A 23,950-nucleotide genomic window follows, 5' to 3' on the forward strand; every position below is an offset into this window, starting at 1 on the left:
CTTACTTGCGGTTCCCGGCGGCAACCCGTTCCTTCATCAGGTGCGACGGCCGGAACGTCAGGACCCGGCGCGGATCGATCGGCACTTCTTCGCCGGTCTTGGGGTTGCGTCCGACCCGGGCCGACTTGTCACGCACCGAAAAGGTGCCGAATGAGGAAATCTTGACCTGTTCGCCGCGCACGAGCGCGTCGGACATGTGCTCCAGCACGCTTTCCACCAGTTGCGCGGATTCATTGCGTGAAAGGCCGACTTCTCGGAAGACGGCCTCGCTCAGGTCCATTCTTGTTATGGTCTTGTCGCTCATCACATCCCCTCGTTCTATTGCACGACTTTACGGCGCAAGAAATTTCCGAGTCAATGTCAATGACTTGGATGCCTGTCCTTACCCGGTATTCGCTGCCGGTACGGCGTGCTACCACCGCAGCACCACCGCCCCCCAAGCCAGCCCGCCACCGATCGCTTCGAAAACGATCAGGTCGCCGCGCTTGATCCGGCCTTCGGACACGCCGACGGACAGCGCGAGCGGAATGGACGCGGCCGAGGTGTTGCCGTGATCCTGCAGCGTCACGATCACCCGTTCCATGGGCACGTCGAGCTTTTTCGCCGTCCCGGCGATGATGCGGATATTGGCCTGGTGCGGCACGATCCAGTCGATGTCGGCATGGCTGAGCCCGGCGCGCGCCAGCGCCGTCTCTGCGGTGGTTGCGAGTTTTTCTACCGCCTGGCGGAACAGCGGGTTGCCCTGCATCCGCAGTTTCCCGGCGGTTCCCGTGGTCGACGGGCCGCCATCGACGTAGAGCATTTCCCGGTAGCGTCCGTCGGAGTTGAGGTCGCAAGCCAGTATGCCGCGATCCTCCTTCGTGCCGGCGCCCTCGGCCGCGCCGACGACTACTGCGCCGGCACCGTCGCCGAACAGCACGCAGGTGGCGCGGTCCTCCCAGTCCATGATGCGGCTGAACGTCTCTGCGCCGATGAGCAGGATGCGCCGGGCCTGGCCCGACAGGATCATGGCGTTGGCGTTGGCCAGCCCGTAGATGAACCCCGCGCAGACCGCCTGCACGTCGTATGCAAAGCCGCGTGTCATACCCAGCGAGCATTGTACCATCGTCGCCACCGACGGAAAGGTCAGGTCGGGCGTCGACGTGGCCACCACGATCCCGTCGATGTCGTCAGGCGCCAGCCCCGCGTTCCGCAGCGCCGCCTGCGCCGCCTTCAGCGCGAGGTCGGATGTGGTCTGCCCCTCGGCGGCGAACCTGCGCCGCTCGATCCCCGAACGGGTCCGGATCCATTCGTCGGAGGTGTCGAGCGTCTTTTCGAATTCACTGTTCGGAACGATCCGGTCCGGCAGGTAGTGGCCCACGCCCTCTACAACGGCGCGCAATGTCATTGATGTTCACCGTTGGCTTTCAGGTCTTCGGTCGGCGCATCCTGATCAAGCATCGCGGCAGATGCAACCCGCGCGGCGAGTTTTTCGGTGAAGCCTGTCTCGGCCAGTTGAAAGGCAAGTTTCACCGCCGCCGACACGCCGGTGGGATCGGCCGCGCCGTGGGATTTTACCACCGTCCCGTTGAGCCCCAGAAAGACCCCCCCGTTCGCGCGGCGCGGGTCGATTCGCTTCTTCAGCCGGCGCAGCGACGTCAGGGCCAGCAGGGAGGCGAACCGCGACAGGGGCGTGTACCGGAACGCCTCGCGCAGGAGATCGGACACCAGCTTGGCCACGCCCTCCCCGGTCTTGAGCGCGACATTGCCGGTGAACCCGTCGGTTATGATGACATCGCAGGTGGTGCCGGGCAGGTCGCGCCCCTCGACGAACCCGACGAATTCGAAATCGGCGATCCGCGCATTGGCGGCGATCAAGTCATGCGCCTCCTTCAGTTCGGCGCGGCCCTTGTGCTCCTCCGTGCCGACATTGAGCAGCCCGACCCTGGGACGCGCCAGCCCGAACCCGTTGCGGGCATAGGACGTCCCCATCAGCGCGTATTGCATCAGGTCCTTGGCATCGGCGCGAATGTCGGCGCCGCCGTCCAGCATGATGTTGAACCCTTGCGGGTTCTGCGAGGGCCACAACACGCCGATCGCCGGGCGGTAGATGCCCGGCAGCTTGCGCAGGCGCACGACCGACATCAACATCAGTGCGCCTGTGTTGCCGCACGACACGCAGACCGTCGCCTCGCCATTGCGCACCGAATCCAGCGCGGACCACATCGAGGTCGCCTTGCCATGGCGGATCACCTGGCTCGGCTTCTCGTCCATGGAGACGACATCTGTCGCGTCGCGGATCTCGCACCGTCCGGCGAGGGTCTTGCGGCGTGCCACGAGAGGCGCGAGCTCTGCCTCGGGGCCGTGCAGGATAAATCCAATCCGGTCGTTTTTCTTGGCGGAGCGCGCGATACCGGCGACCACTGTCGCCGGGCCGTGGTCGCCCCCCATGGCGTCGACGGAAATGATGGTGCGGTCGGGGCGCGCCTTGTTCTGATCCGGTGCTTCGGTCATCAGGACGCGTGCCCCTGCCTCGTTCAGGCCGCGTCGTCTTCCAGATCGACCTCGTCAACCATCGTCACGACCTCGCGATCGGCGTAGTGACCGCACGCCGCACAGACGTGGTGCGGGCGCTTGAGTTCACCGCAGTTGGGGCACTCGTTGGGGTTCGCCCCATCGAGCGAGTCGTGCGCGCGGCGGTTGTTGCGGCGCGATTTCGATACTTTGTTCTGTTGGACGGCCATGTCGCAACCTCAGCTTTCTTGGGTCCCAGTGCAGACCCGCGTGTCACGGGTTGCAGCGGCTCCTAATCGGTGTCGAGCCGCCGTTTCAACCCCGGATTCCGGTGAGAGCGCGAAAATACAGGGAATTGATCTGCAGGCAACCCCTTTTCGGCCGCTAATCGCCGCCGTCACCCTCGAGCTTGCGTTTCAGGTCGGCCAGCGCGGAAAACGGCTTGGTCTCCTCGTCCTCGATGGGGGCGGCGCCGGGGGGGATGGCCTGGGCGCGGCCGGGCTCGACCCCTTCGGCGCGCGGATATGGCGGCAGGGCCAGCGTCAGTGATTCCAGCATTACCGTTCGCAGGTCGATTTCCTCGCCGAGCGGATCGATCGTCTCGTCGTCGGGCATCTGCACCTCCTCGCCGCGTTCCTCCGACGGGGGCCATTCATGCAGGAACCTGCGGATGACATCCTCCTCCAGCCGGGTTGTCACCGGGGCCAGCGACACGACGCAGGGCTGCGTGACGGTCGCGCCAAGATGTGCCTCCAGCCGCCAGTCGGCGCGGCCCTCGGCCGTAAGCGTTCCCTCGAAACGCAGCTTGCGCAATCCGAAGAGACCCAGCCCTGACGCGATGGCGCGCAGATCCTCGGGGCCGGGGGTCAGCGCGAACCTGTAGGGCCGTTGGGGCGACAATGCCGCGACGCGGTAAACCTCGTTCTTGCGGGCGGTGTCCGGCATCGGGTGCTCCCTATCGCTGCTTGAACACCGAGCGTACCCTGTTGTAAGCGGGAGTTCAAAGTCTTGCCCGACACAAGCAGGGAGCACGAATGATGGGTATGCGCAACCGGGTGGCCAGCGCGCTGGCGGTGATGGCCCTGATCGTGCTCGGCGCCTGCGAGGCGCAGTATCGCAGCCATGGCTACATCCCGCCCGAGGAGGACCTCGAGAAGCTCGTGGTGGGGGTGGACACCCGCGCGGCCGTCGACGACGTCATCGGCGCGCCTTCTGCGTCGGGGTTGCTCAGCGATGGTGACTATTACTACGTGCGCACGCGGTTCCGCGAGTACGGCATGTACGAACCGGAAATCATCGACCGCCGGGTTCTGGCGATAAGCTTTCATCCCGACGACACCATCAGGAACATCGAAGTGTTCGGGCTGGAGAGGGGCAACGTGGTGCCGATCAGCCGCCGCGTGACCGACTCCTCGGTGGTCGGCAACGGGCTGATCCGGCAGATATTCGGCAATTTCGGCAACATCGACCCGACGCAGCTCTTCCAGTAGGGGGCGCGTCACGGCCGTGTCACATCTTGAGTGCTACAGCGTGCCCAGCTAGGTTGAGGCGGGTGGTCAAGGACGGGCGGCGCGATGTTCCGCAAAGGGCGCTACCGGGCAAGGCGGGCTGAGGCGGCGGCGGACATCCGCGCCGCGCAAAGGCTGAGGTTCACGGCCTTCAGGCAGGAGGCGGATACCGACGGCCTCGATGCCGACGCGTTCGACGACATCTGCTTTCACATTCTTGTCGAGGACGAGACCGACGGGCGGCTGGTCTGCTGTTTCCGGATGCTGCCTTTGAACGATGGCGACGAGATAGAGCGTAGCTACTCGGCGCAGTTCTACGAGCTGTCCGCGTTGCGCTCCTTCGATGGGCCCATGGTGGAGATGGGCCGGTTCTGCATCCATCCGCAGGCGCGCGACCCCGACATCCTGCGCGTGGCGTGGGGGGCGATGACACGGTTCGTCGACGAGACCGGGGTCGAGATGCTGTTTGGCTGCTCGTCCTTTCAAGGGACGGACGCAGGGCAATATGCCGATGCCTTCGCGATGCTGAAAGAGCGCCATCTGGCGCCGCGCCGCTGGTGGCCGCGGGTCAAGGCGCCATCTGTGTTCCGCTTCGCGCAGGCGCTGCGCCGGCGCCAGCCCGACGCGCGCCTGGCGATGTCGCGGATGCCGCCGCTGTTGCGCACCTACCTGCTGATGGGCGGGTGGGTGAGTGACCATGCCGTCGTCGACCGGCACATGAACACCTTGCACGTGTTTACCGGTCTGGAGATCGCGGCCATCCCGCCCACGCGCAAGCGGCTACTGCGCGCCGCGGCCTCCTGAGCGGTGCTTGACCCCGGTCGGGCGGCGGGATAGCTGCCTGACATGGCCAAGGCACCGCTTCTGCAGCTCACGGACATCTCGCTGACATTCGGCGGCGATCCGATTTTCCGCGATATCTCGGTCAACGTGCACGCCGGCGACCGTCTGGCGCTGGTGGGGCGCAACGGGTCGGGCAAGTCCACTCTGATGAAGGTGATGGCCGGGCTGGTCGAGCCCGATACCGGCCTGCGCAGCGTGCCGCCGGGGATCGGCGTGGGGTACATGGAACAGCATCCCGAGATGTCCGCCCATGCCACGCTCGGAGATTTCGCGGCCAGCGGTCTGGACGCTGGCGAGACCTACCGGGTCGAGATGGCGGCGGACGGGCTGAAATTCGATCCCGCCCTGTCACCGGTCACGGCCTCGGGCGGCGAACGGCGCCGCGCCGCTCTGGCCAAGCTGCTGGCCGAGGCACCCGATCTTATGCTGCTCGACGAGCCGACGAACCACCTCGACATCGAGGCGATCGGTTGGCTGGAGGAGCAGCTCAAGACGACGCGGCGGGCGTTCGTCCTGATCAGCCACGACCGCGCCTTTCTGCGTGAACTCACGCGCGCAACGCTCTGGCTGGACAGGGGTGTTCTGCGGCGTAACGAGGAGGGTTTCGCTGGCTTCGAGGCGTGGCGTGACAAGGTCTGGGACGAGGAGGACGCCGCGCGCCACAAGCTCGACCAGAAGATCAAGGCCGAATCGAGATGGGCCGTGGAGGGCATCAGCGCCCGCCGTAAGCGCAACCAGGGCCGCCTGCGGGCGCTGCAGGACATGAAAGCCGAACGCGCCGCGCAGGTCAAGCGGCAGGGAACGGCGGCGATGGCGCTGGAATCGGGGCAGAAATCCGGGCGCAAGGTGATCGAGGCCAAAGGCATTTCAAAGGCTTATGGCGACAAGGTGATCCTGCGCGATTTCGACATCCGCATCCTGCGCAGGGACCGGGTGGCGCTGGTGGGGCCGAATGGCGTGGGCAAGACCACGCTGCTGAACCTGCTGATGAAGCGCGAGGCGCCCGACACGGGCACCGTGACCCATGGCACCAGCCTCGTGCCCGCGTTTTTCGATCAGGCGCGGGCCGGGCTCGACCGGGATCAGACGTTGTGGGACAACCTGACGGGGGACCGCGACATGCGGGTGTCGGGGCAGGCGGATCAGGTCATGGTCCGCGGCCAGCCCAAGCACGTGGTCGGATATCTCAAGGAATTCCTCTTTGACGAGCGACAGGCGCGGGCGCCGGTGCGGTCGCTTTCAGGCGGCGAGCAGGCGCGCCTCCTGCTGGCCAAGCTCATGGCGCGCGAGAGCAACCTGCTGGTTCTCGACGAGCCCACCAACGATCTTGATATCGAGTCGCTCGATCTCTTGCAGGAGCTCTTGGACGATTACGACGGCACTGTTCTGCTGGTCAGCCACGACCGTGATTTCCTCGACCGGGTTGCGACCACGACCATCGCGATGGAGGGAGACGGGCGCGCGGTCGTCTATGCCGGCGGATGGTCGGATTATCAGGCGCAAAAAGCCGAGGGCAGGCAGGATGACAACGCCGCGCCGAAGCAAACGACAACGTCCAGGCCCCCCGCGCAACCCAAGACGGCCGGCCGGTCCGATCGGCCCCGCGAAAAGCTGAGCTTCACCGAAAAGCACCGCCTGAAGGAACTGCCCGGAGTGATCGGACGCCTGGAGGCGGAAATCGCGAAACTGGAGGAATTGTTGTCCGACCGGGAGCTTTTCACGCGCGCGCCAGAGAAGTTCAGGAAGGCGACCGATGCCTTGAGTGCCCGGCAGGCGGCGTTGAACGCGGCCGAGGAAGAATGGCTCGAACTTGCGGAGAAGGCCGAGCGTCTCGGTGGTTGAACGATCATTCGTTGATCGTGATCGGCTCCTTGGCCTCGTCCGTCTCGATCCACCGTGCCAGCGTCTCGCGCAGGGTGTCGTGGCAGCGGCCCTCGACGGCCTCGCGCAATGACCTGAGCGCCTTGGCCATTTCCAGCTCGGACAGGTGCGATTCCTGCGCCCGCAGGATCTTGGGATGGGGTGTGGTCAGCATGTCCGTGCCGATCAGCAGTTCCTCGTGCAGTTTTTCGCCGGGGCGCAGGCCGGTGATGCGGATCTCGATGTCCCCATCGGGATTTTCCGCGTCCCTGACCCGGTAACCGGCGTTCTGGATTAGTTTCCGCGCCAGCTTGCGGACCGGCACCGGCTGCCCCATGTCCAGCACGAACACGTCGCCGCCGCGCGCGAACGAGCCGGCCAAGAGCACGAGGCGAACCGCCTCGGGTATCGTCATGAAGTAGCGTGTCACGTCGGTATGCGTCAGCGTGACGGGGCCGCCCTGCGCGATCTGTTCCTGGAAAAGAGGTATGACCGACCCGGATGACCCAAGCACGTTACCGAAACGGACCATGGAGAAGCGCGTCGTCTCGCTGCGCGTGGCCAGATCCTGAACGATCATCTCGGCGAAGCGTTTGGAACCGCCCATGATGCTGGAGGGGCGCACCGCCTTGTCCGTTGACACCAGGATGAAGCGCTCCACACCCGCCGCGCGCGCAGCATCGGCGACGACCTTGGTGCCCAGGACGTTGGTCCGGATGCCTTCTATGGCGTTCATCTCCACCAGCGGGACATGCTTGTAAGCCGCGGCGTGCAGGACGACCTCGACATCGTGGACGGCCATGACCTCGTCCACCAGACCGGCATCGCAAACCGAGCCAAGCACCGGGATGATCTTGATCTTCGCGCCGGTCTTGCGCAGCTCGCGGTCGATTTCGAAAAGGGCCAGTTCGCAATGATCCACGAGGATGAGCGCCTTGGGCCGGCACGCGATCAGCTGGCGGCAGATCTCGGACCCGATGGAGCCACCCGCGCCCGTGACCATGATGTTGCGTTGCGCGTAGTTGTCGCTGACGCCCGGCAGCTCCTTGTCGAGACCGTTGCGCCCCAGCAGATCGTTCATGTCGACCGGACGGGTATCGGTCAGCGTTCTGGCGGTGTTGGTGACCAGATCGGCAAAGGAGGGCAGGATATGCACCTCGCAGCCCAGACCCGAGAGATTGCGGCTGAGTTGGGTGCGGACGTTCGTCGAGGCGCTCGGCATCGCCAGAACGATGCGCTCGATGTTGCGCTGTGCGATCACCCGTTCGAGGTCTTTCGGGGGCAGGACGCGCAAGCCGGCGATCGTGAGCCCCTGGAGCCGACGGTCGTCATCCACGAAGGCCACCGGTTCCACGGCATCGTCCGTCGCGAGCGCGGCGGCCAGTTGCTGGCCGGTCTGCCCGGCACCGTAGATGAGGATGCGCTTGAGCGGTGCGCCCCTGCGGTAGATCGCGAGCAGGATATGCCGCATCAGCAGGCGGCCCGCGACCGACAGGATCAGGAAGATCATCGCGGCCACGATGAAGAGCCGCACCGGCATCTCGTGCGCGCCGGTAAAGGCGGATGCGATCATGCCGATGATGGCGATAACGGCCGCGACGAAGGCCGACTCGATCACGCCCTGCATCTGGTAGGCGTTCAGCTTGACCTTGTGCAGGCCCAGCAAGATGATCGCGACGGTTCCCGCCGTCGCCATCAGCGCCAGTTCGACGGCCGCGGCGGCCGGGTCGATGTAGAGGCTTTCAGGCCACTGCAGCAGCGTTTTTGCCAGAAGGTAGGCGACCTGGATCAGCAGGATATCGATCGCAAGGATGATCAGCCGCTTTTGCTGACGCGACAGGGAAATAGCAATATTGTACAGCACCGTTAAATTTCCCCTGTCCCCGATCATCGGCTGCGCCGGCCAACAAACACTTTTTACAAATCTGTTTTGTGGATAAGTTACAAGCTTCGGACACGCGGCGGCAAGTGGTATTACGCTGCCTTGCAGAAAACCGCCCACGTGCCGCGCGTTTGCCTATGACAGGTGCCTCTATTCCGGGCGTTTTTTAAGGAACACGCGGCGGACGGTTTCGAACATCAGCGCGGTATCGTAGCAAAGCGAGCGCCGCCGCGCCCAGAAGAGGTCTAGCCGCGCCTTGGCCGGGACGCACCGCGAGAGATATACGGTTTCCGTTTCCTGCGGGCCGCGGCATCCGGCCAGAAGCCGCTCTTCGCGGGCGTGGTATGTCAAGGTGGCAAGCCCCGTCACGCCGGGCCGGTTGCGCAGGACTTCGGCATAGATGTCGGGGCGCAGTTCGACGTACCGGCGCAACGGGGGGCGCGGCCCGACGAAGCTCATGTCGCCCACGAGTATGTTGTAGAGCTGCGGGAGTTCGTCCAGCCGGGTCCGCCGCAGGATGCGCCCCGTCCGCGTGATGCGTGCGGCCTTGTAGCCGCCCGACACGCCGGTGTCGTCATGGTCGGTTTTCATGGTGCGGAACTTCCACAGCGTGAACGGCGTATGCGGCGTTTTCATGCGCTCCGACCGGTATAGCACGGGCCACCCGTCAACGAAGAAAACCCATAGTGCAATCAGAAGGATCGGCCCCGCCAGCAAGATCCCCAGCAGCAGGGCCAGCGCGATGTCCATCGCCCGCTTCGACGGCGTCATGGCTGCGTCTCCAGAGATTTCCAATCCGCGATCTGCTGTTCCGCGGTGGTCCGGAATTCCGCGTCAGGCAACAGGCTGGCCAACAGCCCGGTATCAAGCGTGACTTCCTGCACGGCCGTGCCCGGCGCGTGCCGCCATGTGATGTTCCGGCCGGCCGCGCGGGCCAGTGCCGCCATCGACGTCGGCACGGGGGAGGCAACGTTGACAACCGCAGGCAGCCGCCCGGGTGCAAGCCGGGCCAACCCGCACAGCACGGCCAGCAGGTCGCCCGGCGCGGCGTAGCTGCGTAGGGGGCCGCGACCGTCCTCGAACCGGTCCAGCACCACCGGCCCCGCGCTCAACAGGGCGGGGCCGAGGCTGTCGGCGCCAACGACGTTGGCAAGCCGCAGGCAGCAATGAACAAGCCCGTCATCGGCCGGCAGGCGCGCGACGGCGCGTTCCATTGCCATCTTAGAGCGGGCGTAATCCGAGGCGGGCCGCGGGTCTGTCCGCTCGGTCATGGCGCGGCCGGGGCCGTAAACGCCTGCCGATGACAGGTGCAGAAGCCTGCGGGCCCCGCAGGCGCGCGCCACGGCGCGACTTTGCGCGACGAGCGTCTCGTTGGCGGCAAGCTCGGCGGGGCTGCCCGCCGTGCACCCCCAAAGCGCAACGATCGTGCCGCTGGCTGGCAGGGCGGACTCGGGGTCGCCCGGGGCCCATGAAAGGTCTGCACCGGGCCTGCCTGACTGGAAAATGACATGCAGCCCATCGGTGCCGTCACGGGCTGCCGCGCGCCGCAATAGCCGGCCCAGACGGCCGCCGGACCCCGTGACCAGAACGGTCCTGTCCTGCGGAAATTGTGTCACGAAATCGCCTGACCACCAGATAATGCTAGATTTCGATTGTATAGCATCCTTTTGATGGGGTAGGGAACAGGTGGGCAGGTGGATTAGGAGACAACGTTTTGGCGTTGGCGTTACGTATACCTTACCTTGTGTTTCTGGCGGTGATCCTGGCGGCGTGCTCCCTGCCGCGCGGCGCGGCGCTTCAGCGAGAGGTGGTCAGCCAGGGCGGTTCGGAAAACCCGACATTCCAGGTGGTCGAAGTGACCCGCGCGGCCACGCCGATGCTGGCCACTTGGCCCTCCACCGGCGACGAGCAACACTACACCTGGTTCAATGCGGGGCGAGGGCCGGATTCGGCAGTCATACAGACGGGTGACCGGCTGGACGTGGTCGTCTGGGACAACCAGGACAACTCGCTCATTTCGGCCGGCGAGAAGCAGACCCCGATTCCGCCGCTCGTCGTCTCCTCCAACGGCACGGTTTTCCTGCCCTATGTCGGGGATGTCTATGTGCGTGGGCTGACGCCGGACGCGGCGCGCGACCGGATCCAGCGCAAGATGGAAATGATCGTGCCCGCCGCTCAGGTGCAGCTTGGCGTGACGCCGGGACGCAACAACTCGGTCGACGTGGCCAGCGGCGTCGGTGCGCCGGGCCGCTATCCGCTGGAAACCCGCGACACCCGGATCATGAGCGTGCTGGCCATGGCCGGCGGCGTGAACGAACAGCTCCGCCAGCCCCGTGTGCGGCTGGAACGGCAGGGCAAGCTGTACCAGACCCGCCTTGACGAGATCCTCGAGGATCCGTCGCAGAACATCCGGGTGCGGGGCGGCGACCAGATCGCGGTGGTCGAGGACGGCCGGACGTTCACTGCGCTCGGCTCATCCAATTCGCAGAAGCTCGTGCCGTTCGAGAAGGAGCAGATGAACGCGCTCGACGCGCTCTCGGCCGCCGGCGGGATACAATCGAGCCGCGCCGATCCCAAGGGCGTGCTCATCCTGCGCGAGTATCACCCGCGGCACCTGACGCCCGGTCCCAAGGGGCCGGACATGCAACAGGTGATTTTCTCGCTGGATCTGACCAATGCGGACGGGCTTTTCGCCGCGCGCCAGTTCATGATTCAACCGGGCGACACGCTGCTCGCAACGGAAAGTCCCGTCACCGCAGTCCAGACGATCACGCGGCTGTTCGGCTCTGTCGTGGGTTTCGGCAATACGGTTAACAACCTGTCCAACTAGGGCGCGGCGGAACGGCGGCGTCACACGTTGGAGAAGATGTTTTCGCAGTCCTCGTCGTCGTCCACCGTCGGTGGCAGCGACAGCAGCGGCGCCTGCGCCGCGCCGCGCGTGGCACGGCCCTCACCCGCGATGCCTGCACGGCGGGGCGCGGCATTGGAGGCGTCGGCGCCGGGCTGGCGTATCGGCCCGGTCGGGGCGATCAGCGGGCGCAGCATGCGCTGGTAGTCCGGGCTTTCGGGGCGGCGCGCCGTTTTTCCGGGCAACTCCACGCGGCGCGGCCGGACATCACCGGTCCTACGGCTGCGGCTGATCCAGCCGCTGCCCTCGCGGAGAAACGACCGCACCTTGCGCACATCGCGGCGGCGCCGCGGCGTGTAGCACAGCAGGATGGCGCAGACGAGCGCCATGTCGCGCCAAAAGGCGGACAGGCCCCGCGGTTCCATCATCACGAAGGACTGCATGAGACTTGAACACAGCACGAAGAGCGACAGCATTAGTGCCGACAAGCGCAGCATGATCCCGGTCATGAAGGTGAGCGAGAGGACCATCAGGAAGGCGGAGCCGGCCAGCGCGGCCTGTTCGGGCGGCAGCAGCCCGATGAAAAGTGCTGTCTGGTCGAAGCCCTGCACCAGGCCGATCGAAATCGCAAGGAAGTAGGAGCCGATGACGATCCTGATCACGTTGAGCCCCGTGTGATCGAGCCAGCGATCGTTCCTGTTTGCCACGTTCAGAGTCCTCGTCGCTTGGTGCCCGCAACGGACAGGTCACCGGCCCAGCCGTACAGACCGATCACGCGGAATCCTTGCGACGGGAATGTGGCGAAATTCGACCGGAAAGAAGAAGAAAAGCAGCCAATTCCCGACCCGACCGACGCGCGCGGTCGCGCCCGCGCACGGTGCGGGCGGGCCGGTATCGGTCAGGCGTCGCTTTCCTGAGGGCTCTCGGCGTCGACGTCGTCGGTTCGCTCGGCGATCCATGCGACGCTGACCACCTTCTCGTCGCGTCCGGTATCGAAGATCTTCACCCCGCCGGCGGCGCGTGAGCGCAGCGAGATCCCGCGCACGGGAACGCGGATCGACTGACCCTTGGAGGTGGCCAGCATGATCTGGTCCTCGGTATCGACCGGGAAGGACGCCACCAGTGGCCCGCCGCGCATTGCCTTGTCGGCAGCCTGCACGCCCATCCCGCCGCGCCCGCGAACCGGGTAGTCATGGCTGGAGCTGAGCTTGCCCATCCCGCGCTCGGTAATCGTCAGGAGGAGGTTTTCGGCCGCGCGCATCTCGGCGAAGCGTTCGGGGCTGATGCTGGCCGCCGGCTGATCGTCCTCGTCGCCTGCCGCCTCTGCGCCCTCGGCGGCGCGGCGCATCTTGAGATAGGCGGCGCGCTCCTCAGGGGTCGCCTCGAAGTGGCGGATGACCGACATCGAAACGACGCGGTCTCCGTTCTGGAGGCGGATGCCCCGCACGCCGGTAGAGTCGCGCCCCTTGAAAACGCGCACCTCGGTGGTCGGAAAGCGAATCGCGCGGCCCGAGTCGGTGACCAGCATCACGTCGTCCTGTTCCGAGCAGATGCGCGCATTCACGAGCTGGGTGCCATCCTCGGGCAGCCGCATCGCGATCTTGCCGTTGGACTTGACGTTGGTGAAATCCGAAAGCGCGTTGCGACGCACGTCGCCCGCAGAGGTGGCGAACATGATCTGCAGGTTGTTCCATTCCTCTTCGGGCACGTCGACCGGCATGATCGCGGCGATCGAGACGCCCTGCGGAATGGGCAGGATGTTGACGATCGCCTTGCCCCGCGAGGTCCGGCCGCCGAGCGGCAGGCGCCACGTCTTGAGCTTGTAGACCATCCCGTCGGTGGTGAAGAACAACAGCTGCGTGTGCGTGTTGGCGACGAAAAGCGTGGTGACCACGTCCTCGTCCTTGGTTGCCATGCCCGACAGGCCCTTGCCGCCGCGCTTCTGCGCGCGGAAATCGGCCAGCGCCGTGCGCTTTATGTAGCCGCCCTGCGTCACGGTCACGACCATGTCCTCGCGCTCTATCAGGTCCTCGTCCTCGAGGTCGCCCTCCCAGTCGACGATTTCCGTCCGGCGGGGCACGGCGAACTGGTCGCGCACCTCGCGCAGCTCGTCGGAGATGATGGTCATGATGCGCTCGCGGCTGGCGAGGATGGCGAGGTAGTCCTTGATCTTGCCGGCCAGCTCGGCCAGCTCGTCGGTGACCTCGCGCACGCCGAGCTGCGTCAGCCGCTGGAGGCGCAGCTCGAGGATGGCGCGCGCCTGCGCCTCGGACAGGTTGTATGTGCCGTCTGCGTTGGCGGTGTGGGTGGGGTCGTCGATCAGCGCGATGTATTCGAGGATGTCGTCGGCAGGCCAGCGCCGCGTCATCAGTTTCTCGCGCGCCTCGGCGGCATCGGCCGAGGCGCGGATGGTGGCAACCACCTCGTCGACGTTGGACACCGCCACGGCAAGACCACAGAGCACATGGCTGCGCTCGCGCGCCTTGCGCAGGTCGTGGGCCGTGCGCCGCGCCACGACTTCCTCGCGGAAGCTTATGAACGCACTGAGAAACCCGTGAAGCGTGAGTTGCTCGGGCTTGCCTCCGTTCAGCGCCAGCATGTTGCAACCGAACGAGGTCTGCATCGGGGTGAAGCGGAACAACTGGTTGAGCACCACGTCCGGGGTGGCCTCGCGTTTGAGCTCGATCACGACCCTGACGCCGGAGCGGTCCGACTGGTCCTCGACATGGGCCAGCCCCTCGATCTTCTTCTCGCGGGCGCACTCGGCGATCTTCTCGATCATCGCCGCCTTGTTCACCTGGTAGGGCACCTCGTCGATGATGATGGCGTAGCGGTCCTTGCGCAGCTCCTCGACATGGGTGCGGGCCCGGATGATGACGCTGCCGCGCCCTTCGAGATAGGCCTTGCGCGCGCCCGACCGGCCGAGGATCAGGCCGCCGGTGGGAAAATCCGGGCCGGGGATGTGCTCGATCAGCTGCGCGCTGTCCAGGTCCGGGTTGTCGATGAGCGCCAGCGTCGCGTTGGCCACCTCGCCAAGGTTGTGGGGCGGAATGTTCGTGGCCATGCCCACGGCGATGCCGCCGGCGCCGTTGACCAGCATGTTCGGAAAGCGGGCCGGCAGGACGGTGGGCTCGCGGTCCTTGCCGTCGTAGTTGTCCTGGAAATCGACCGTGTCCTTCTCGATGTCGGCCAGCAGCGCCTGCGCCGGCTTGTCCATCCGCACCTCGGTGTAGCGCATGGCGGCGGGGTTGTCCCCGTCCATCGATCCGAAATTGCCCTGTCCGTCCAGCAGCGGCAGCGACATCGAGAAATCCTGCGCCATCCGCACCAGCGCGTCGTAGATCGCGGCGTCGCCGTGCGGGTGGTATTTCCCCATCACGTCTCCGACCGGCCGGGCGGATTTCCGGTAGGGCTTGTCGTGGGTGTTGCCGGTCTCGTGCATGGCGTAGAGGATACGCCGGTGCACCGGTTTCAGCCCGTCGCGCAGATCCGGGATCGCGCGGCTTACGATCACGCTCATCGCGTAGTCGAGATAGGAGGCTTTCATTTCCTCCGAGATCGACACCGAGGGTCCGTCATAAGGCGGCCGCTCAGGGGGCATGTTTTCTTCGTTATCAGGAGGTTGTGGCGTGTCGTTCACGTGGCTGCCCGTTCTGTCATGCGGTGTCTGGATAGTGCTTCACGGCTTATATCAGAGCGCGGATACAAGGTGCAACGCCACAGGCTGGCGTGCCCTGCCGCCGCTGCTGGCAGCCACCAGCCGATGCTGATAACATTCTGTTTTTGTTGAAAAGTAATTTTTTTGCGGCATGATTGGAGAACTGTGAAAAAAAAGACGATCCAACAGGAGGCGGACACCAAGATGACAGAGACCGAGATGATGCTGAAGGGTTACGGCCTGACAACGGCGGAGTTCTTCTATCACATGCCGGACTACGCGCATGTGCTGAATTCCTTCGTCTGGCAGGACTACGATGTCGCGCCGGATCACCCGCGGCTGTTCGAGTTCATCGAGTTCTGGCAGGCCGAGATCGAGGGGCCCCTGCATTCTGTCAAGTTCACGCATCGCAAGATGATCTCGCCGGGCGAATGGCGCAACGTTGTGGGCGAGTTCACCTTGCATTAGCGGAAATGACGGGACATCGCCGAACGACCGGCCCGGCGCGATGCCTCAGGGAATGATACGGGTGTATTTCATACCCTCGATGGAGGCACCGATGAGTGCGCCCGCCTGACCGAAGACAACCGCCAGCACAGGGGCCGAGGATGTGACGGTATCGGCTCTCAGGTTGCCGCCCTGGTCATTGAGGACATACTCGACATCGGCCCCGGCGACCCAGCCGGAGGCCCGGCGGAACCGCGCCAGTGACTCCTCTGTCATGAAGAACAGGACATGGGCGAATTGCTGCGCCCCGAACTGCAGGCCGACACTGCCCTTGGTGGCCGAGTAATAGTCGACGGTCGCCCCGCCGACACGCAGCGCGCCGCGTCCGTATCCACCGCCCACGAAAAAACCGCCCTCGGTCACCAGCGGCATGACAAGGATGCCGGTGGACTTGTCCGCGATCTCCCGGGTGGCGGGGTAGTTGGAATAGAGGTGATCGAGGGTCGCGTTGACCCGGGCGTCGATCTGCTGGCCCTTGGTGCTGCCCACGCCATTGCCGCACGCGGCCAGTACGGGGGTGCTGGCCAAAAGGCCAGCGGTGAAGCTGCGTCTTGTGAGAGTGCTCATGTGTCTGCCTGTGACTGCCTGATATCCGCGCCGGCCTGTTCCCGGCCGGTCGGGAGCAGTATAGGCATCGCCGGCATTGCTGTCACCCGCAAACCGCCGCGTCGGCGGCAGGCCGCGGGTTCGCCCCAGGCCCGGCGGACGCACGCATCATCGTCCTGCGCGTGGCGGCGCCCGAACGGCATGTTTCGCGACAGCTCAGCCGAGGGCGCGCGCCACGGCAGGGGCGAAATAGGTCAGGATCCCGTCGCATCCGGCCCGCTTGAAGGCCATGAGGCTTTCGGTCATGGCGCGGTCGCCGTCTATCCAGCCGTTACCGGCTGCCGCCATGATCATCGCGTATTCGCCCGACACCTGGTAGGCGAATGTGGGCGCGCCGAACTGGTCCTTTACTCGCCGGCAGATGTCGAGATAGGGCATTCCGGGCTTGACCATGACCATGTCGGCCCCTTCCGACAGGTCGCGGGCGACGCATCGCAGCGCCTCGTCGGAATTGGCGGCATCCATCTGGTAGGTCTTCTTGTCGCCTTTGAGGGCGCCGGCGGCGCCGACCGCGTCGCGGAAAGGCCCGTAGAAGGCGCTGGCGTACTTGGCCGCGTAGGACAGCAAGAGCACGTTGTGGTGCCCCGCCGCTTCCAGTGCCTCCCGGATGGCGCCGATACGCCCGTCCATCATGTCGCTTGGGCCGATGATGTCGACGCCGGCCTCGGCCTGGCTAAGCGCCTGCTTGACCAGCGCATCGACCGTTTCATCGTTGACGATTTCCCCCTCGCGAACGAACCCGTCATGGCCGGTGTCGGAATAGGGGTCGAGCGCGACATCGGTCATGACGGCGATATCGGGCACCGCGTCCTTGATCGCGCGCGTGGCCCGGTTCGACAGGTTGTCGGGGTTCCACGCCTCGGCGCAGTCGGAGGTGCGGCTGGATGCGCCGGTGTAGGGGAAAAGGCAGATCGCGGGGATGCCAAGGCTGGCAGCCTCGCGCGCGGCCGCGGCTACGCGGTCGACACTGCGCCGCACCACGCCGGGCATGGAGGGCACCGGTTCCTCGATATCCTCGCCATCCCTGACGAAAACCGGCCAGATCAGGTCGCCCGGCGACAGCGTCGTTTCGGCCACCAGCGCCCGGATCGCGGGGGTCGCGCGGACGCGGCGCAGGCGGGTCGCCGGGAAACGGCCTTGGGTCGGGTGCATCTGTATCCTTCCTCGTCGCTTGCAGACATGTCAGTGGCATGTAAATTCCCGCATCTCAAGGGTAGGAATTGCGGCCCGCGATCGCTAGTAGGGGCGGATCGGCGGCACGTCGGGAAAAACAGGCATTTCGCGTGGACTGGTACGACAGCATCTTCGAACTGATCGACATGCGCAGCTTCAGCAACCTTTGGTTCTGGATCATGCTCGCCGTCGTCTGGTCGTCGACAAGCCACTGGGTTCTGGGCGTGCCGTGGGACATGGTTGTACGAGCCCGAAGGGGCAAGGATGCGCGCAGCGTCGCGGACCTGGAAACGATGGTAAAGATCAACACCGGCCGCATTCTCTACATCGCGCGGGAGTCTGGCCTGCTGTTGGCGGGGTTCATCAGCTTCGTGCTCACGGTGCTGTGCCTGCTGGGGTTCGTTTACGGAAACGAATTCTCGCAGGCGGTTTTCCTGCTGCTCTTTCCGATGACGATCGTCGGGCTATTGTCCCTCGCCTCGGCCCACGTGATCCGGCGGGACGCTCTCAGCGGCGAGGCGTTGTTCAGGAGCATGCACAGGCACCGCTTGATGACGCAGGTCGTCGGCATGGTATCCATCTTCGTCACCGCCATGTGGGGCATGTTGCAGAACATGACGACCGGGGCCCTGGGCTAGGGCGAGCGAAAGATCAGGTGACGGATATGAAAGACGCGACGCACATCACGGTCGGCGGGGCGCCCGAGGGTTTCGACGCGCGTCTTATCCTTGACGAGACGGAGCGCGGTGACGGGCCCGTGATCCACGTCGCGCGTGACGACAAGCGCATGGCGCAAATGGCCGAGTCGCTGCGCTTTTTCGCGCCCGGCATTCCGGTGATCCGGTTTCCCGGGTGGGATTGCCTGCCCTATGACCGCGTCTCGCCGAACGCCGACATTTCCGCCGCGCGGATGGCGGCGCTGGCGGGGCTGGTGCACGGGATGCCGAGCCGCTTCGTTCTGCTCACGACGCTCAATGCCGCCACGCAGCGCGTGCCGGCGCGCGACGTGCTGCGCGAGGCGGCGTTCACGGCCGATGTCGGCCAGCGCATCGACGAGGAGGCGCTGAAGTCCTTCCTCGTGCGGATGGGGTTCGTGCAGAGTCCCACCGTGACCGAACCCGGCGACTACGCGGTGCGTGGTGGAATAATTGACGTCTACCCGCCGGGCGAAGGCGGGCCGGTGCGGCTCGATCTCTTCGGGGACGTTCTGGACGGCGTGCGCCGTTTCGACCCTGTCAGCCAGCGCACCACGGAAAAGCTCGAAAGGGTCGAACTCGCCCCGGTGAGCGAGGTGATCCTCGACGACTCCGCGATCCTCCGGTTCCGCCAGAACTACCGCATCGAATTCGGCGCCGCGGGTGCCGATGACCCGCTCTACGAGGCCGTGAGCGCAGGCCGCAAGCATGCCGGTATCGAACATTGGCTGCCTTTCTTCCACGAGCGGCTGGAGACGGTTTTCGATTACCTTCCCATGGCCACGGTGACGCTGGATGACCAGACGGCGGCGGCGCGGGCCGCGCGGTGGGAGCACGTTCAGGACCAGTATGGCGCCCGGCGGCACGCGCTGGAGCAAAAGCAGCGCGAGGACACGATCTACAAGCCCGTGCCGCCCGCGCTGCTCTACCTCGACGACGCGGCGTGGTGCGCCACGATGGCCGGCCGGCGCGTTCTGTCGCTTTCCCCCCTGCCGCAGAGCCCGGGGCCCGGCATCATTGATGCGGGGGGGCGCATCGGGCGCAATTTCGCCCCCGAGCGGCAGCAGGAATCCATCAGTCTTTTCGGTGCCCTCAAGGACCATGTCGAAGAGCGGTTGGCGGATGGCCCGGTGATTGTGGCCGCCTATTCCGAAGGGGCGCGCGACCGGCTCGAGGGGCTTTTGGAGGATGAGGGGCTCGCCGGGGCCGTCACGGTGCGCGACGCGGGCGGCATCGGCCGGCGTGGTCTGCACCTTGCCGTGTGGGGCCTGGAGCACGGTTTCGAGGGGCCGCTCGGCGACGATCTCCGCCTGACCGTCATCGCGGAACAGGATATCCTGGGCGACCGGCTGATCCGCGCGCCGCGTAAGCGCCGGCGCGCCGATAACTTCCTGACCGAGGCACAGGCGCTGACCCCGGGTGACCTCGTCGTGCATGTCGATCACGGCATCGGGCGCTATCACGGGCTGGAGGTCATCACCGCCGCGGGCGCCGCGCATGAATGCCTCAACCTCGAATACGCCGAGGGCGCTCGACTTTATTTGCCGGTCGAGAACATCGAGTTGCTCAGCCGCTACGGCCACGAGGAGGGGCTGCTCGACAAGCTGGGCGGCGGCGCATGGCAGGCCAAGAAGGCCAAGCTGAAGGAACGCATCCGCGAGATGGCCGACCGGCTGATCCGGATCGCCGCCGAGCGCGAGTTGCGCAAGGCCCCGGTGCTGGAAGCCGAGCATCACGCGTGGGAAGAGTTCGCCGCGCGCTTCCCCTACCAGGAAACCGATGACCAGCTGCGCGCCATCGAGGACGTGCTGAGCGATCTGCATGCCGGTCGCCCGATGGACCGCCTGATTTGCGGCGATGTCGGCTTCGGCAAGACCGAGGTGGCGATGCGCGCCGCCTTCGTCGCGGCGATGCAGGGCTACCAGGTGGCGGTGATCGCGCCGACCACGTTGCTCGCCCGGCAGCACTACCAGAGTTTCGCGGAGCGGTTCCGCGGCTTTCCCGTCACCGTCCGGCCCTTGTCGCGCTTTGTCGGACAGGCCGAGGCGACCAGGACGCGAAAGGGCCTGGCGGATGGATCGGTGGATATCGTCGTTGGCACGCACGCTCTACTGGCCAAGGGGGTGCGGTTCGCAAATCTCGGCCTGCTGGTCATCGACGAGGAACAGCGTTTCGGCGTCACCCACAAGGAGCGTCTGAAACAGCTGCGCAGCGATGTGCACGTGCTGACGCTGACGGCCACACCGATCCCTCGGACGCTTCAGCTTTCCCTTTCAGGTGTCCGGGATCTCAGCATAATCGGGACGCCGCCCGTCGACCGCTTGTCGATCCGGACCTATGTCAGCGAGTTCGACAGCGTGACGATCCGCGAGGCGCTCCTGCGCGAGCACTACCGCGGCGGGCAGAGCTTCTTCGTCGTGCCGCGGATCAACGACCTGCCGGAGATCGAGACGTTCCTGCGCGAACAGGTGCCGGAGGTTTCCTTCGTCGTGGCGCACGGGCAGTTGGCGGCGGGGGATCTCGACGACCGCATGAACGCCTTCTATGACGGCCGGTACGACGTGCTGCTGGCGACCACAATCGTGGAATCGGGGCTCGACATCCCCACCGCCAACACGATGATCGTGCACCGCGCGGACATGATGGGGCTGGCACAGCTCTACCAGATCCGCGGCCGCGTGGGGCGGTCCAAGACACGCGCCTATGCCTACCTGACCACGAAGCCCCGCGCGCCGCTGACACCGGCGGCGGAAAAGCGGCTGCGGGTGCTCGGCAGCCTCGACACGCTCGGGGCGGGCTTCACGCTGGCCAGCCAGGACCTCGATATCCGCGGCGCCGGCAACCTGCTGGGCGAGGAACAGTCAGGGCAGATGCGCGACGTGGGATACGAACTCTACCAGTCGATGCTGGAAGAGGCGATCGGCAAGATAAAGGCCGGCGAGATGGAAGGGCTGACCGAGACCGAGGAGCAGTGGGCCCCGCAGATCAACCTTGGCGTACCGGTCCTGATCCCGGAGGATTACGTGCCCGACCTCGACGTGCGACTGGGATTGTACCGCCGTCTCAGTGGCTTGCAGACCAAGGTTGAACTGGAGGGATTCGCCGCGGAGTTGATCGACCGGTTCGGCGAGTTGCCCAAGGAGGTGAACACCCTGATGCTGGTGGTGCGCATCAAGGCGATGTGCAAGCGCGCAGGCATCGCCAAGCTGGACGGCGGCCCCAAGGGTGCGACGATCCAGTTCCACAACGACAAGTTCGCCTCGCCCGACGGGCTGGTGCAGTTCATCAAGGATCAGAAAGGGATGGCGAAGGTGAAGGACAACAAGATCGTCGTGCGCCGCGACTGGCGCAAGGACAGCGACAAGATCAAGGGCGCCTTCGCGATCGCCCGTGACCTCGCCGAGAAGGTCGCGGCGGAGAAGAAGAACGCAAAGGCGGTCAGCGATGCTTGATGCCGGGATGCACCCCGTGCCGGCCGGGCACACGGCAGCGGTCGTGACGCATCTGGAGATGCGGGCGGAGGCCCGGCAGCGCCCCGAACCCGATCTGCCGCTGGCGTTGCGCCGGGTCGAGTCGCCCGGGCGCGACTGGTACCTATCGCTGTTCCGCGCGGTGGGGCGCGACTGGCTCTGGTTCGGCCGGCTGGAGATGGAGCCCGCAGCGCTGTCGGCTCTGCTGGCCGACCCGGACCTGCACGTGCATGTCGTCATGAACGAAGAACGGGAGGTCGGCCTGCTTGAGCTCGATTTCCGCAATCCAGGGGCCTGCGAACTGGCGTATTTCGGGTTGGTCCCCCACGAGGTGGGCCGCGGCGCGGGGCGGTGGCTGATGAACCGGGCGATCCGACTGGCCTGGGCGGGCGGTATCGACGTGTTTCACGTGCATACCTGTACGCTGGATCATCCCGGCGCCCTGGACTTTTACCGGCGCAGCGGCTTCACGCCCGTGCGGCGCGAGATCGAGATCGCGCGTGACCCGCGCCTGTCGGGGCTGCTGGACGTTGACGCCGCACCGCAGGTGCCGCTGTTGAAGTAGCGCCGCGGCTTACGCGCCCGGCTCGTCGGCGTCACCGGGCGTCTGCCCCTCGTTCCCGGCCTTGAACTTGCGTACCCTCTCCAGCAGCAGGGCGCGCGCCTTGATGTTGGCGCGGCGCACGCGCATGGAGGTCAGGAACGCCTCTTCGGCCGTCTGCGAGGTGGCGCCGAGGATTTGCACGATCTCGCTGACGATGCCCTCGTCACCCGACGCGTCGACGTACTTGATCACCTGCTGGGCAAGATCGTCGGCCAGATCCTCGGTCACGCCCATGGATTACCTCGTGCTCTCCGTCAGGCGGCGTTTCACGTAATCGGTCACGGACCCGATCATGTCGTCCATGTGCGGTTCCTCGAAGAAATGGCCCGCACCCTCGATCTCGGAGTGGGTGATGGTGATGCCGCGCTGTTCCTGCAGCTTGCCCACCAGCGCCCGCGTGTCGGTCGGCGGCGCGACACGATCGGCCCCGCCGTTCAGGATCAGCCCGGAGGACGGGCAGGGAGCGAGGAAGGAAAAATCGTACATGTTGGCCGGCGGGCTGACGGAAACGAAGCCGGTGATCTCGGGGCGGCGCATCAGCAACTGCATCCCGATCCACGCGCCGAAGGAAAAGCCCGCGACCCAGCAGTGCTTGGAATTGTTGTTCATCGATTGAAGGTAATCGAGGGCCGAGGCGGCATCGCTGAGTTCGCCGACGCCCTGGTCGTACTCGCCTTGGCTGCGCCCGACGCCGCGGAAATTGAACCGCAGCACGGTGAAGCCCATGTTGTAGAAGGCGTAGTGCAGGTTGTAGACCACCTTGTTGTTCATCGTGCCGCCGAACTGCGGGTGCGGGTGCAACACGATGGCAATGGGGGCGTCCTTTTCCGCCTGGGGATGATACCGGCCTTCAAGCCGGCCTTCGGGTCCGGGAAAGATAACCTCGGGCATGCGGTCCTTGTTCCATCTCGTGGGGGGCCGAGAAATTCTTGACGGGAATTCTCAAGCACCTTAGAATTATTCTAATTTCCAGCCGGGGCCGGGCCGGGCTGCGGTGCAGATAAGCATTGCTGGCGGTCAGGTCAATCTATTCGCGGGGGCAAGCCCATGAAACTCAGCACCAAGGGGCGGTACGCTATGGTGGCCCTCGTCGATATCGCGCTGACGCAGAACGACGGGCTGGTCACGCTGAACGAGATCGCCGGGCGCCAGAACATCTCGCTGCCCTATCTCGAGCAGCTCTTCGTCAAGTTGCGCCGGGCGGACCTGGTGCAATCGGTGCGGGGCCCGGGCGGCGGCTACAAGCTCGCGCGGCCCGCGGCCGAGATCCGCATATGCGACGTGCTGCGGGCCGTGGATGAAACCGTCGACGCGCTCCATGTCGGTGCGGGCGCCTCCGGCGGGACGAGCGGTTCGAAGGCGCAGTCGCTGACCAACCGGCTGTGGGAAGGGCTGTCCGCGCATGTCTACGTGTTCCTGCACCAGACGCGCTTGAGCGACGTGGTCAACAATTCGCTCGCGCCCTGTCCGGCCGTGCCCACGCTGTTCTCCGTGGTGGACGAGGTATGACCCGGTGTGATCCAGCGGCCGCGCCTGCGGCGCGACAGGCCGGTCGCGCGCTGCCGCGCGCGGGGATGGGGGCGCTGCCCCCATGCCCCCGGAGTGCTTGTGGCAAGATGAAGCGGCGGGTCTGATGGGGCGGGTCTACCTCGATTACAACGCGACAGCGCCGTTGCGGCCCGAGGCCCGCGAGGCCATTGCCGGGGCGATGGACGTGGTCGGCAACCCCTCCAGCGTGCACACCGAGGGGCGGGCGGCCAAGGCGCTGGTGGAGCGGGCCCGCGCGCAGGTGGCCGAGGCCGT

General features: G+C 65.8%; 24 protein-coding genes. 10 read left to right on the forward strand and 14 right to left on the reverse strand.

From position 1 onward, the window contains the following. Position 1 precedes the first annotated feature (1 nt). The 5 genes from ihfA to ACH13J_RS01345 all read right to left on the reverse strand — a co-directional run bounded on the left by ihfA (position 2) and on the right by ACH13J_RS01345 (position 3,438). Positions 2 to 304 (reverse strand): integration host factor subunit alpha, encoded by a 303-nt coding sequence (gene ihfA / locus ACH13J_RS01325; protein WP_397541500.1) that lies wholly within the window; start codon positions 302 to 304, stop codon positions 2 to 4. A 108-nt stretch (positions 305 to 412) separates the two neighbouring features. Beyond that, positions 413 to 1,387, reverse strand: a complete 975-nt coding sequence (locus ACH13J_RS01330) for a beta-ketoacyl-ACP synthase 3 (RefSeq protein ID WP_397541501.1) — start codon at positions 1,385 to 1,387, stop codon at positions 413 to 415. Beyond that, a complete protein-coding gene (gene plsX, locus ACH13J_RS01335; RefSeq protein WP_397541502.1) occupies positions 1,384 to 2,493 on the reverse strand; it encodes a phosphate acyltransferase PlsX in 1,110 nt (369 codons plus the stop codon). The genes ACH13J_RS01330 and plsX overlap by 4 nt, the downstream gene beginning before the upstream one ends. 23 nt (positions 2,494 to 2,516) lie before the next feature. Further along, positions 2,517 to 2,723: a 50S ribosomal protein L32 gene (rpmF, locus tag ACH13J_RS01340; protein WP_397541503.1), complete on the reverse strand. Its 207-nt coding sequence runs from the start codon at positions 2,721 to 2,723 to the stop codon at positions 2,517 to 2,519. A 154-nt stretch (positions 2,724 to 2,877) separates the two neighbouring features. Continuing rightward, complete coding sequence (locus tag ACH13J_RS01345) at positions 2,878 to 3,438, reverse strand: YceD family protein (RefSeq protein WP_397541504.1); 561 nt, start codon at positions 3,436 to 3,438, stop codon at positions 2,878 to 2,880. 89 nt (positions 3,439 to 3,527) lie between these two features. Here ACH13J_RS01345 and ACH13J_RS01350 point away from each other — a divergent pair, with 89 nt between their 5' ends. The 3 genes from ACH13J_RS01350 (at position 3,528) to ACH13J_RS01360 (ending at position 6,686) form a co-directional block, all read left to right on the forward strand. Further along, complete coding sequence (locus ACH13J_RS01350; protein ID WP_397541505.1) at positions 3,528 to 3,983, forward strand: outer membrane protein assembly factor BamE domain-containing protein; 456 nt, start codon at positions 3,528 to 3,530, stop codon at positions 3,981 to 3,983. Positions 3,984 to 4,067: 84 nt separating this feature from the next. Continuing rightward, positions 4,068 to 4,805, forward strand: a complete 738-nt coding sequence (locus tag ACH13J_RS01355) for a GNAT family N-acyltransferase (RefSeq protein ID WP_397541506.1) — start codon at positions 4,068 to 4,070, stop codon at positions 4,803 to 4,805. Between the two features lie 42 nt (positions 4,806 to 4,847). After that, complete coding sequence (locus ACH13J_RS01360; protein ID WP_397541507.1) at positions 4,848 to 6,686, forward strand: ATP-binding cassette domain-containing protein; 1,839 nt, start codon at positions 4,848 to 4,850, stop codon at positions 6,684 to 6,686. Positions 6,687 to 6,690: 4 nt separating this feature from the next. Here the strand turns inward: ACH13J_RS01360 and ACH13J_RS01365 are convergent, their stop codons facing one another. From ACH13J_RS01365 to ACH13J_RS01375, 3 genes are all read right to left on the reverse strand, one after another. Beyond that, complete coding sequence (locus ACH13J_RS01365; protein WP_397541508.1) at positions 6,691 to 8,568, reverse strand: polysaccharide biosynthesis protein; 1,878 nt, start codon at positions 8,566 to 8,568, stop codon at positions 6,691 to 6,693. A 168-nt stretch (positions 8,569 to 8,736) separates the two neighbouring features. Continuing rightward, positions 8,737 to 9,357, reverse strand: coding sequence for a sugar transferase (locus ACH13J_RS01370; RefSeq protein WP_397541509.1), 621 nt, complete (start codon positions 9,355 to 9,357; stop codon positions 8,737 to 8,739). Beyond that, positions 9,354 to 10,202, reverse strand: coding sequence for an NAD-dependent epimerase/dehydratase family protein (locus ACH13J_RS01375; RefSeq protein ID WP_397541510.1), 849 nt, complete (start codon positions 10,200 to 10,202; stop codon positions 9,354 to 9,356). Before ACH13J_RS01375 ends, ACH13J_RS01370 begins: the two co-directional genes overlap by 4 nt. Positions 10,203 to 10,300: 98 nt before the next feature. Between ACH13J_RS01375 and ACH13J_RS01380 the strand changes: the two genes are divergently transcribed. Continuing rightward, positions 10,301 to 11,416 carry a polysaccharide biosynthesis/export family protein gene (locus ACH13J_RS01380; protein ID WP_397541511.1) on the forward strand — a complete coding sequence of 372 codons (1,116 nt, stop codon included), beginning with the start codon at positions 10,301 to 10,303 and terminating at the stop codon, positions 11,414 to 11,416. 20 nt (positions 11,417 to 11,436) lie between these two features. On the opposite strand, the gene ACH13J_RS01385 is transcribed toward ACH13J_RS01380, so the two are convergent. Next, positions 11,437 to 12,141, reverse strand: a complete 705-nt coding sequence (locus tag ACH13J_RS01385) for a DoxX family protein (RefSeq protein ID WP_397541512.1) — start codon at positions 12,139 to 12,141, stop codon at positions 11,437 to 11,439. Positions 12,142 to 12,332: 191 nt separating this feature from the next. Continuing rightward, on the reverse strand, positions 12,333 to 15,035 hold the full coding sequence (gyrA, locus tag ACH13J_RS01390; protein WP_397541513.1) for a DNA gyrase subunit A: 2,703 nt from the start codon (positions 15,033 to 15,035) through the stop codon (positions 12,333 to 12,335). A 261-nt stretch (positions 15,036 to 15,296) separates the two neighbouring features. Here gyrA and ACH13J_RS01395 point away from each other — a divergent pair, with 261 nt between their 5' ends. Continuing rightward, on the forward strand, positions 15,297 to 15,560 hold the full coding sequence (locus ACH13J_RS01395) for an usg protein (RefSeq protein WP_397541514.1): 264 nt from the start codon (positions 15,297 to 15,299) through the stop codon (positions 15,558 to 15,560). Positions 15,561 to 15,605: 45 nt separating this feature from the next. Here the strand turns inward: ACH13J_RS01395 and ACH13J_RS01400 are convergent, their stop codons facing one another. Further along, positions 15,606 to 16,166 (reverse strand): lipid-binding SYLF domain-containing protein, encoded by a 561-nt coding sequence (locus tag ACH13J_RS01400; protein WP_397541515.1) that lies wholly within the window; start codon positions 16,164 to 16,166, stop codon positions 15,606 to 15,608. Positions 16,167 to 16,361: 195 nt separating this feature from the next. Further along, positions 16,362 to 17,357, reverse strand: a complete 996-nt coding sequence (hemB, locus tag ACH13J_RS01405; protein ID WP_397541516.1) for a porphobilinogen synthase — start codon at positions 17,355 to 17,357, stop codon at positions 16,362 to 16,364. A 131-nt stretch (positions 17,358 to 17,488) separates the two neighbouring features. Between hemB and ACH13J_RS01410 the strand changes: the two genes are divergently transcribed. The 3 genes from ACH13J_RS01410 to ACH13J_RS01420 are packed head-to-tail and all read left to right on the forward strand — an operon-like array spanning position 17,489 to position 22,108. Then, positions 17,489 to 18,016, forward strand: a complete 528-nt coding sequence (locus ACH13J_RS01410; RefSeq protein WP_397541517.1) for a component of SufBCD complex — start codon at positions 17,489 to 17,491, stop codon at positions 18,014 to 18,016. A gap of 26 nt (positions 18,017 to 18,042) precedes the next feature. Then, complete coding sequence (gene mfd / locus ACH13J_RS01415) at positions 18,043 to 21,525, forward strand: transcription-repair coupling factor (protein WP_397541518.1); 3,483 nt, start codon at positions 18,043 to 18,045, stop codon at positions 21,523 to 21,525. Next, a complete protein-coding gene (locus tag ACH13J_RS01420; RefSeq protein WP_397541519.1) occupies positions 21,518 to 22,108 on the forward strand; it encodes a GNAT family N-acetyltransferase in 591 nt (196 codons plus the stop codon). The genes mfd and ACH13J_RS01420 overlap by 8 nt, the downstream gene beginning before the upstream one ends. Before the next feature lie 9 nt (positions 22,109 to 22,117). Here the strand turns inward: ACH13J_RS01420 and ACH13J_RS01425 are convergent, their stop codons facing one another. Both ACH13J_RS01425 and ACH13J_RS01430 read right to left on the reverse strand, forming a co-directional pair. Continuing rightward, positions 22,118 to 22,381: a hypothetical protein gene (locus tag ACH13J_RS01425; protein ID WP_397541520.1), complete on the reverse strand. Its 264-nt coding sequence runs from the start codon at positions 22,379 to 22,381 to the stop codon at positions 22,118 to 22,120. A 3-nt stretch (positions 22,382 to 22,384) separates the two neighbouring features. Beyond that, positions 22,385 to 23,038 carry an alpha/beta fold hydrolase gene (locus tag ACH13J_RS01430; protein ID WP_397541521.1) on the reverse strand — a complete coding sequence of 218 codons (654 nt, stop codon included), beginning with the start codon at positions 23,036 to 23,038 and terminating at the stop codon, positions 22,385 to 22,387. Between the two features lie 156 nt (positions 23,039 to 23,194). Here ACH13J_RS01430 and ACH13J_RS01435 point away from each other — a divergent pair, with 156 nt between their 5' ends. Beyond that, complete coding sequence (locus tag ACH13J_RS01435) at positions 23,195 to 23,656, forward strand: Fe-S cluster assembly transcriptional regulator IscR (RefSeq protein WP_397541522.1); 462 nt, start codon at positions 23,195 to 23,197, stop codon at positions 23,654 to 23,656. Between the two features lie 124 nt (positions 23,657 to 23,780). Further along, positions 23,781 to 23,950 (forward strand): aminotransferase class V-fold PLP-dependent enzyme (locus tag ACH13J_RS01440; protein ID WP_397541529.1); only part of this gene is annotated, 170 nt, incomplete at its 3' end.

This window comes from Roseovarius salis, assembly GCF_044472985.1.
Lineage (GTDB): Bacteria > Pseudomonadota > Alphaproteobacteria > Rhodobacterales > Rhodobacteraceae > Roseovarius > Roseovarius salis.

What these genes read in the sequence shown, in the direction of transcription:
- ihfA (WP_397541500.1), bottom strand. Translation starts at nt 304, where the DNA reads ATGAGCGACAAGACCATAACAAGAATGGACCTGAGCGAGGCCGTCTTC.
- ACH13J_RS01330 (WP_397541501.1), bottom strand. Translation starts at nt 1,387, where the DNA reads ATGACATTGCGCGCCGTTGTAGAGGGCGTGGGCCACTACCTGCCGGAC.
- plsX (WP_397541502.1), bottom strand. Translation starts at nt 2,493, where the DNA reads ATGACCGAAGCACCGGATCAGAACAAGGCGCGCCCCGACCGCACCATC.
- rpmF (WP_397541503.1), bottom strand. Translation starts at nt 2,723, where the DNA reads ATGGCCGTCCAACAGAACAAAGTATCGAAATCGCGCCGCAACAACCGC.
- ACH13J_RS01345 (WP_397541504.1), bottom strand. Translation starts at nt 3,438, where the DNA reads ATGCCGGACACCGCCCGCAAGAACGAGGTTTACCGCGTCGCGGCATTG.
- ACH13J_RS01350 (WP_397541505.1), top strand. Translation starts at nt 3,528, where the DNA reads ATGATGGGTATGCGCAACCGGGTGGCCAGCGCGCTGGCGGTGATGGCC.
- ACH13J_RS01355 (WP_397541506.1), top strand. Translation starts at nt 4,068, where the DNA reads ATGTTCCGCAAAGGGCGCTACCGGGCAAGGCGGGCTGAGGCGGCGGCG.
- ACH13J_RS01360 (WP_397541507.1), top strand. Translation starts at nt 4,848, where the DNA reads ATGGCCAAGGCACCGCTTCTGCAGCTCACGGACATCTCGCTGACATTC.
- ACH13J_RS01370 (WP_397541509.1), bottom strand. Translation starts at nt 9,357, where the DNA reads ATGACGCCGTCGAAGCGGGCGATGGACATCGCGCTGGCCCTGCTGCTG.
- gyrA (WP_397541513.1), bottom strand. Translation starts at nt 15,035, where the DNA reads ATGCCCCCTGAGCGGCCGCCTTATGACGGACCCTCGGTGTCGATCTCG.
- ACH13J_RS01395 (WP_397541514.1), top strand. Translation starts at nt 15,297, where the DNA reads ATGACAGAGACCGAGATGATGCTGAAGGGTTACGGCCTGACAACGGCG.
- ACH13J_RS01400 (WP_397541515.1), bottom strand. Translation starts at nt 16,166, where the DNA reads ATGAGCACTCTCACAAGACGCAGCTTCACCGCTGGCCTTTTGGCCAGC.
- hemB (WP_397541516.1), bottom strand. Translation starts at nt 17,357, where the DNA reads ATGCACCCGACCCAAGGCCGTTTCCCGGCGACCCGCCTGCGCCGCGTC.
- mfd (WP_397541518.1), top strand. Translation starts at nt 18,043, where the DNA reads ATGAAAGACGCGACGCACATCACGGTCGGCGGGGCGCCCGAGGGTTTC.
- ACH13J_RS01420 (WP_397541519.1), top strand. Translation starts at nt 21,518, where the DNA reads ATGCTTGATGCCGGGATGCACCCCGTGCCGGCCGGGCACACGGCAGCG.
- ACH13J_RS01425 (WP_397541520.1), bottom strand. Translation starts at nt 22,381, where the DNA reads ATGGGCGTGACCGAGGATCTGGCCGACGATCTTGCCCAGCAGGTGATC.
- ACH13J_RS01430 (WP_397541521.1), bottom strand. Translation starts at nt 23,038, where the DNA reads ATGCCCGAGGTTATCTTTCCCGGACCCGAAGGCCGGCTTGAAGGCCGG.
- ACH13J_RS01435 (WP_397541522.1), top strand. Translation starts at nt 23,195, where the DNA reads ATGAAACTCAGCACCAAGGGGCGGTACGCTATGGTGGCCCTCGTCGAT.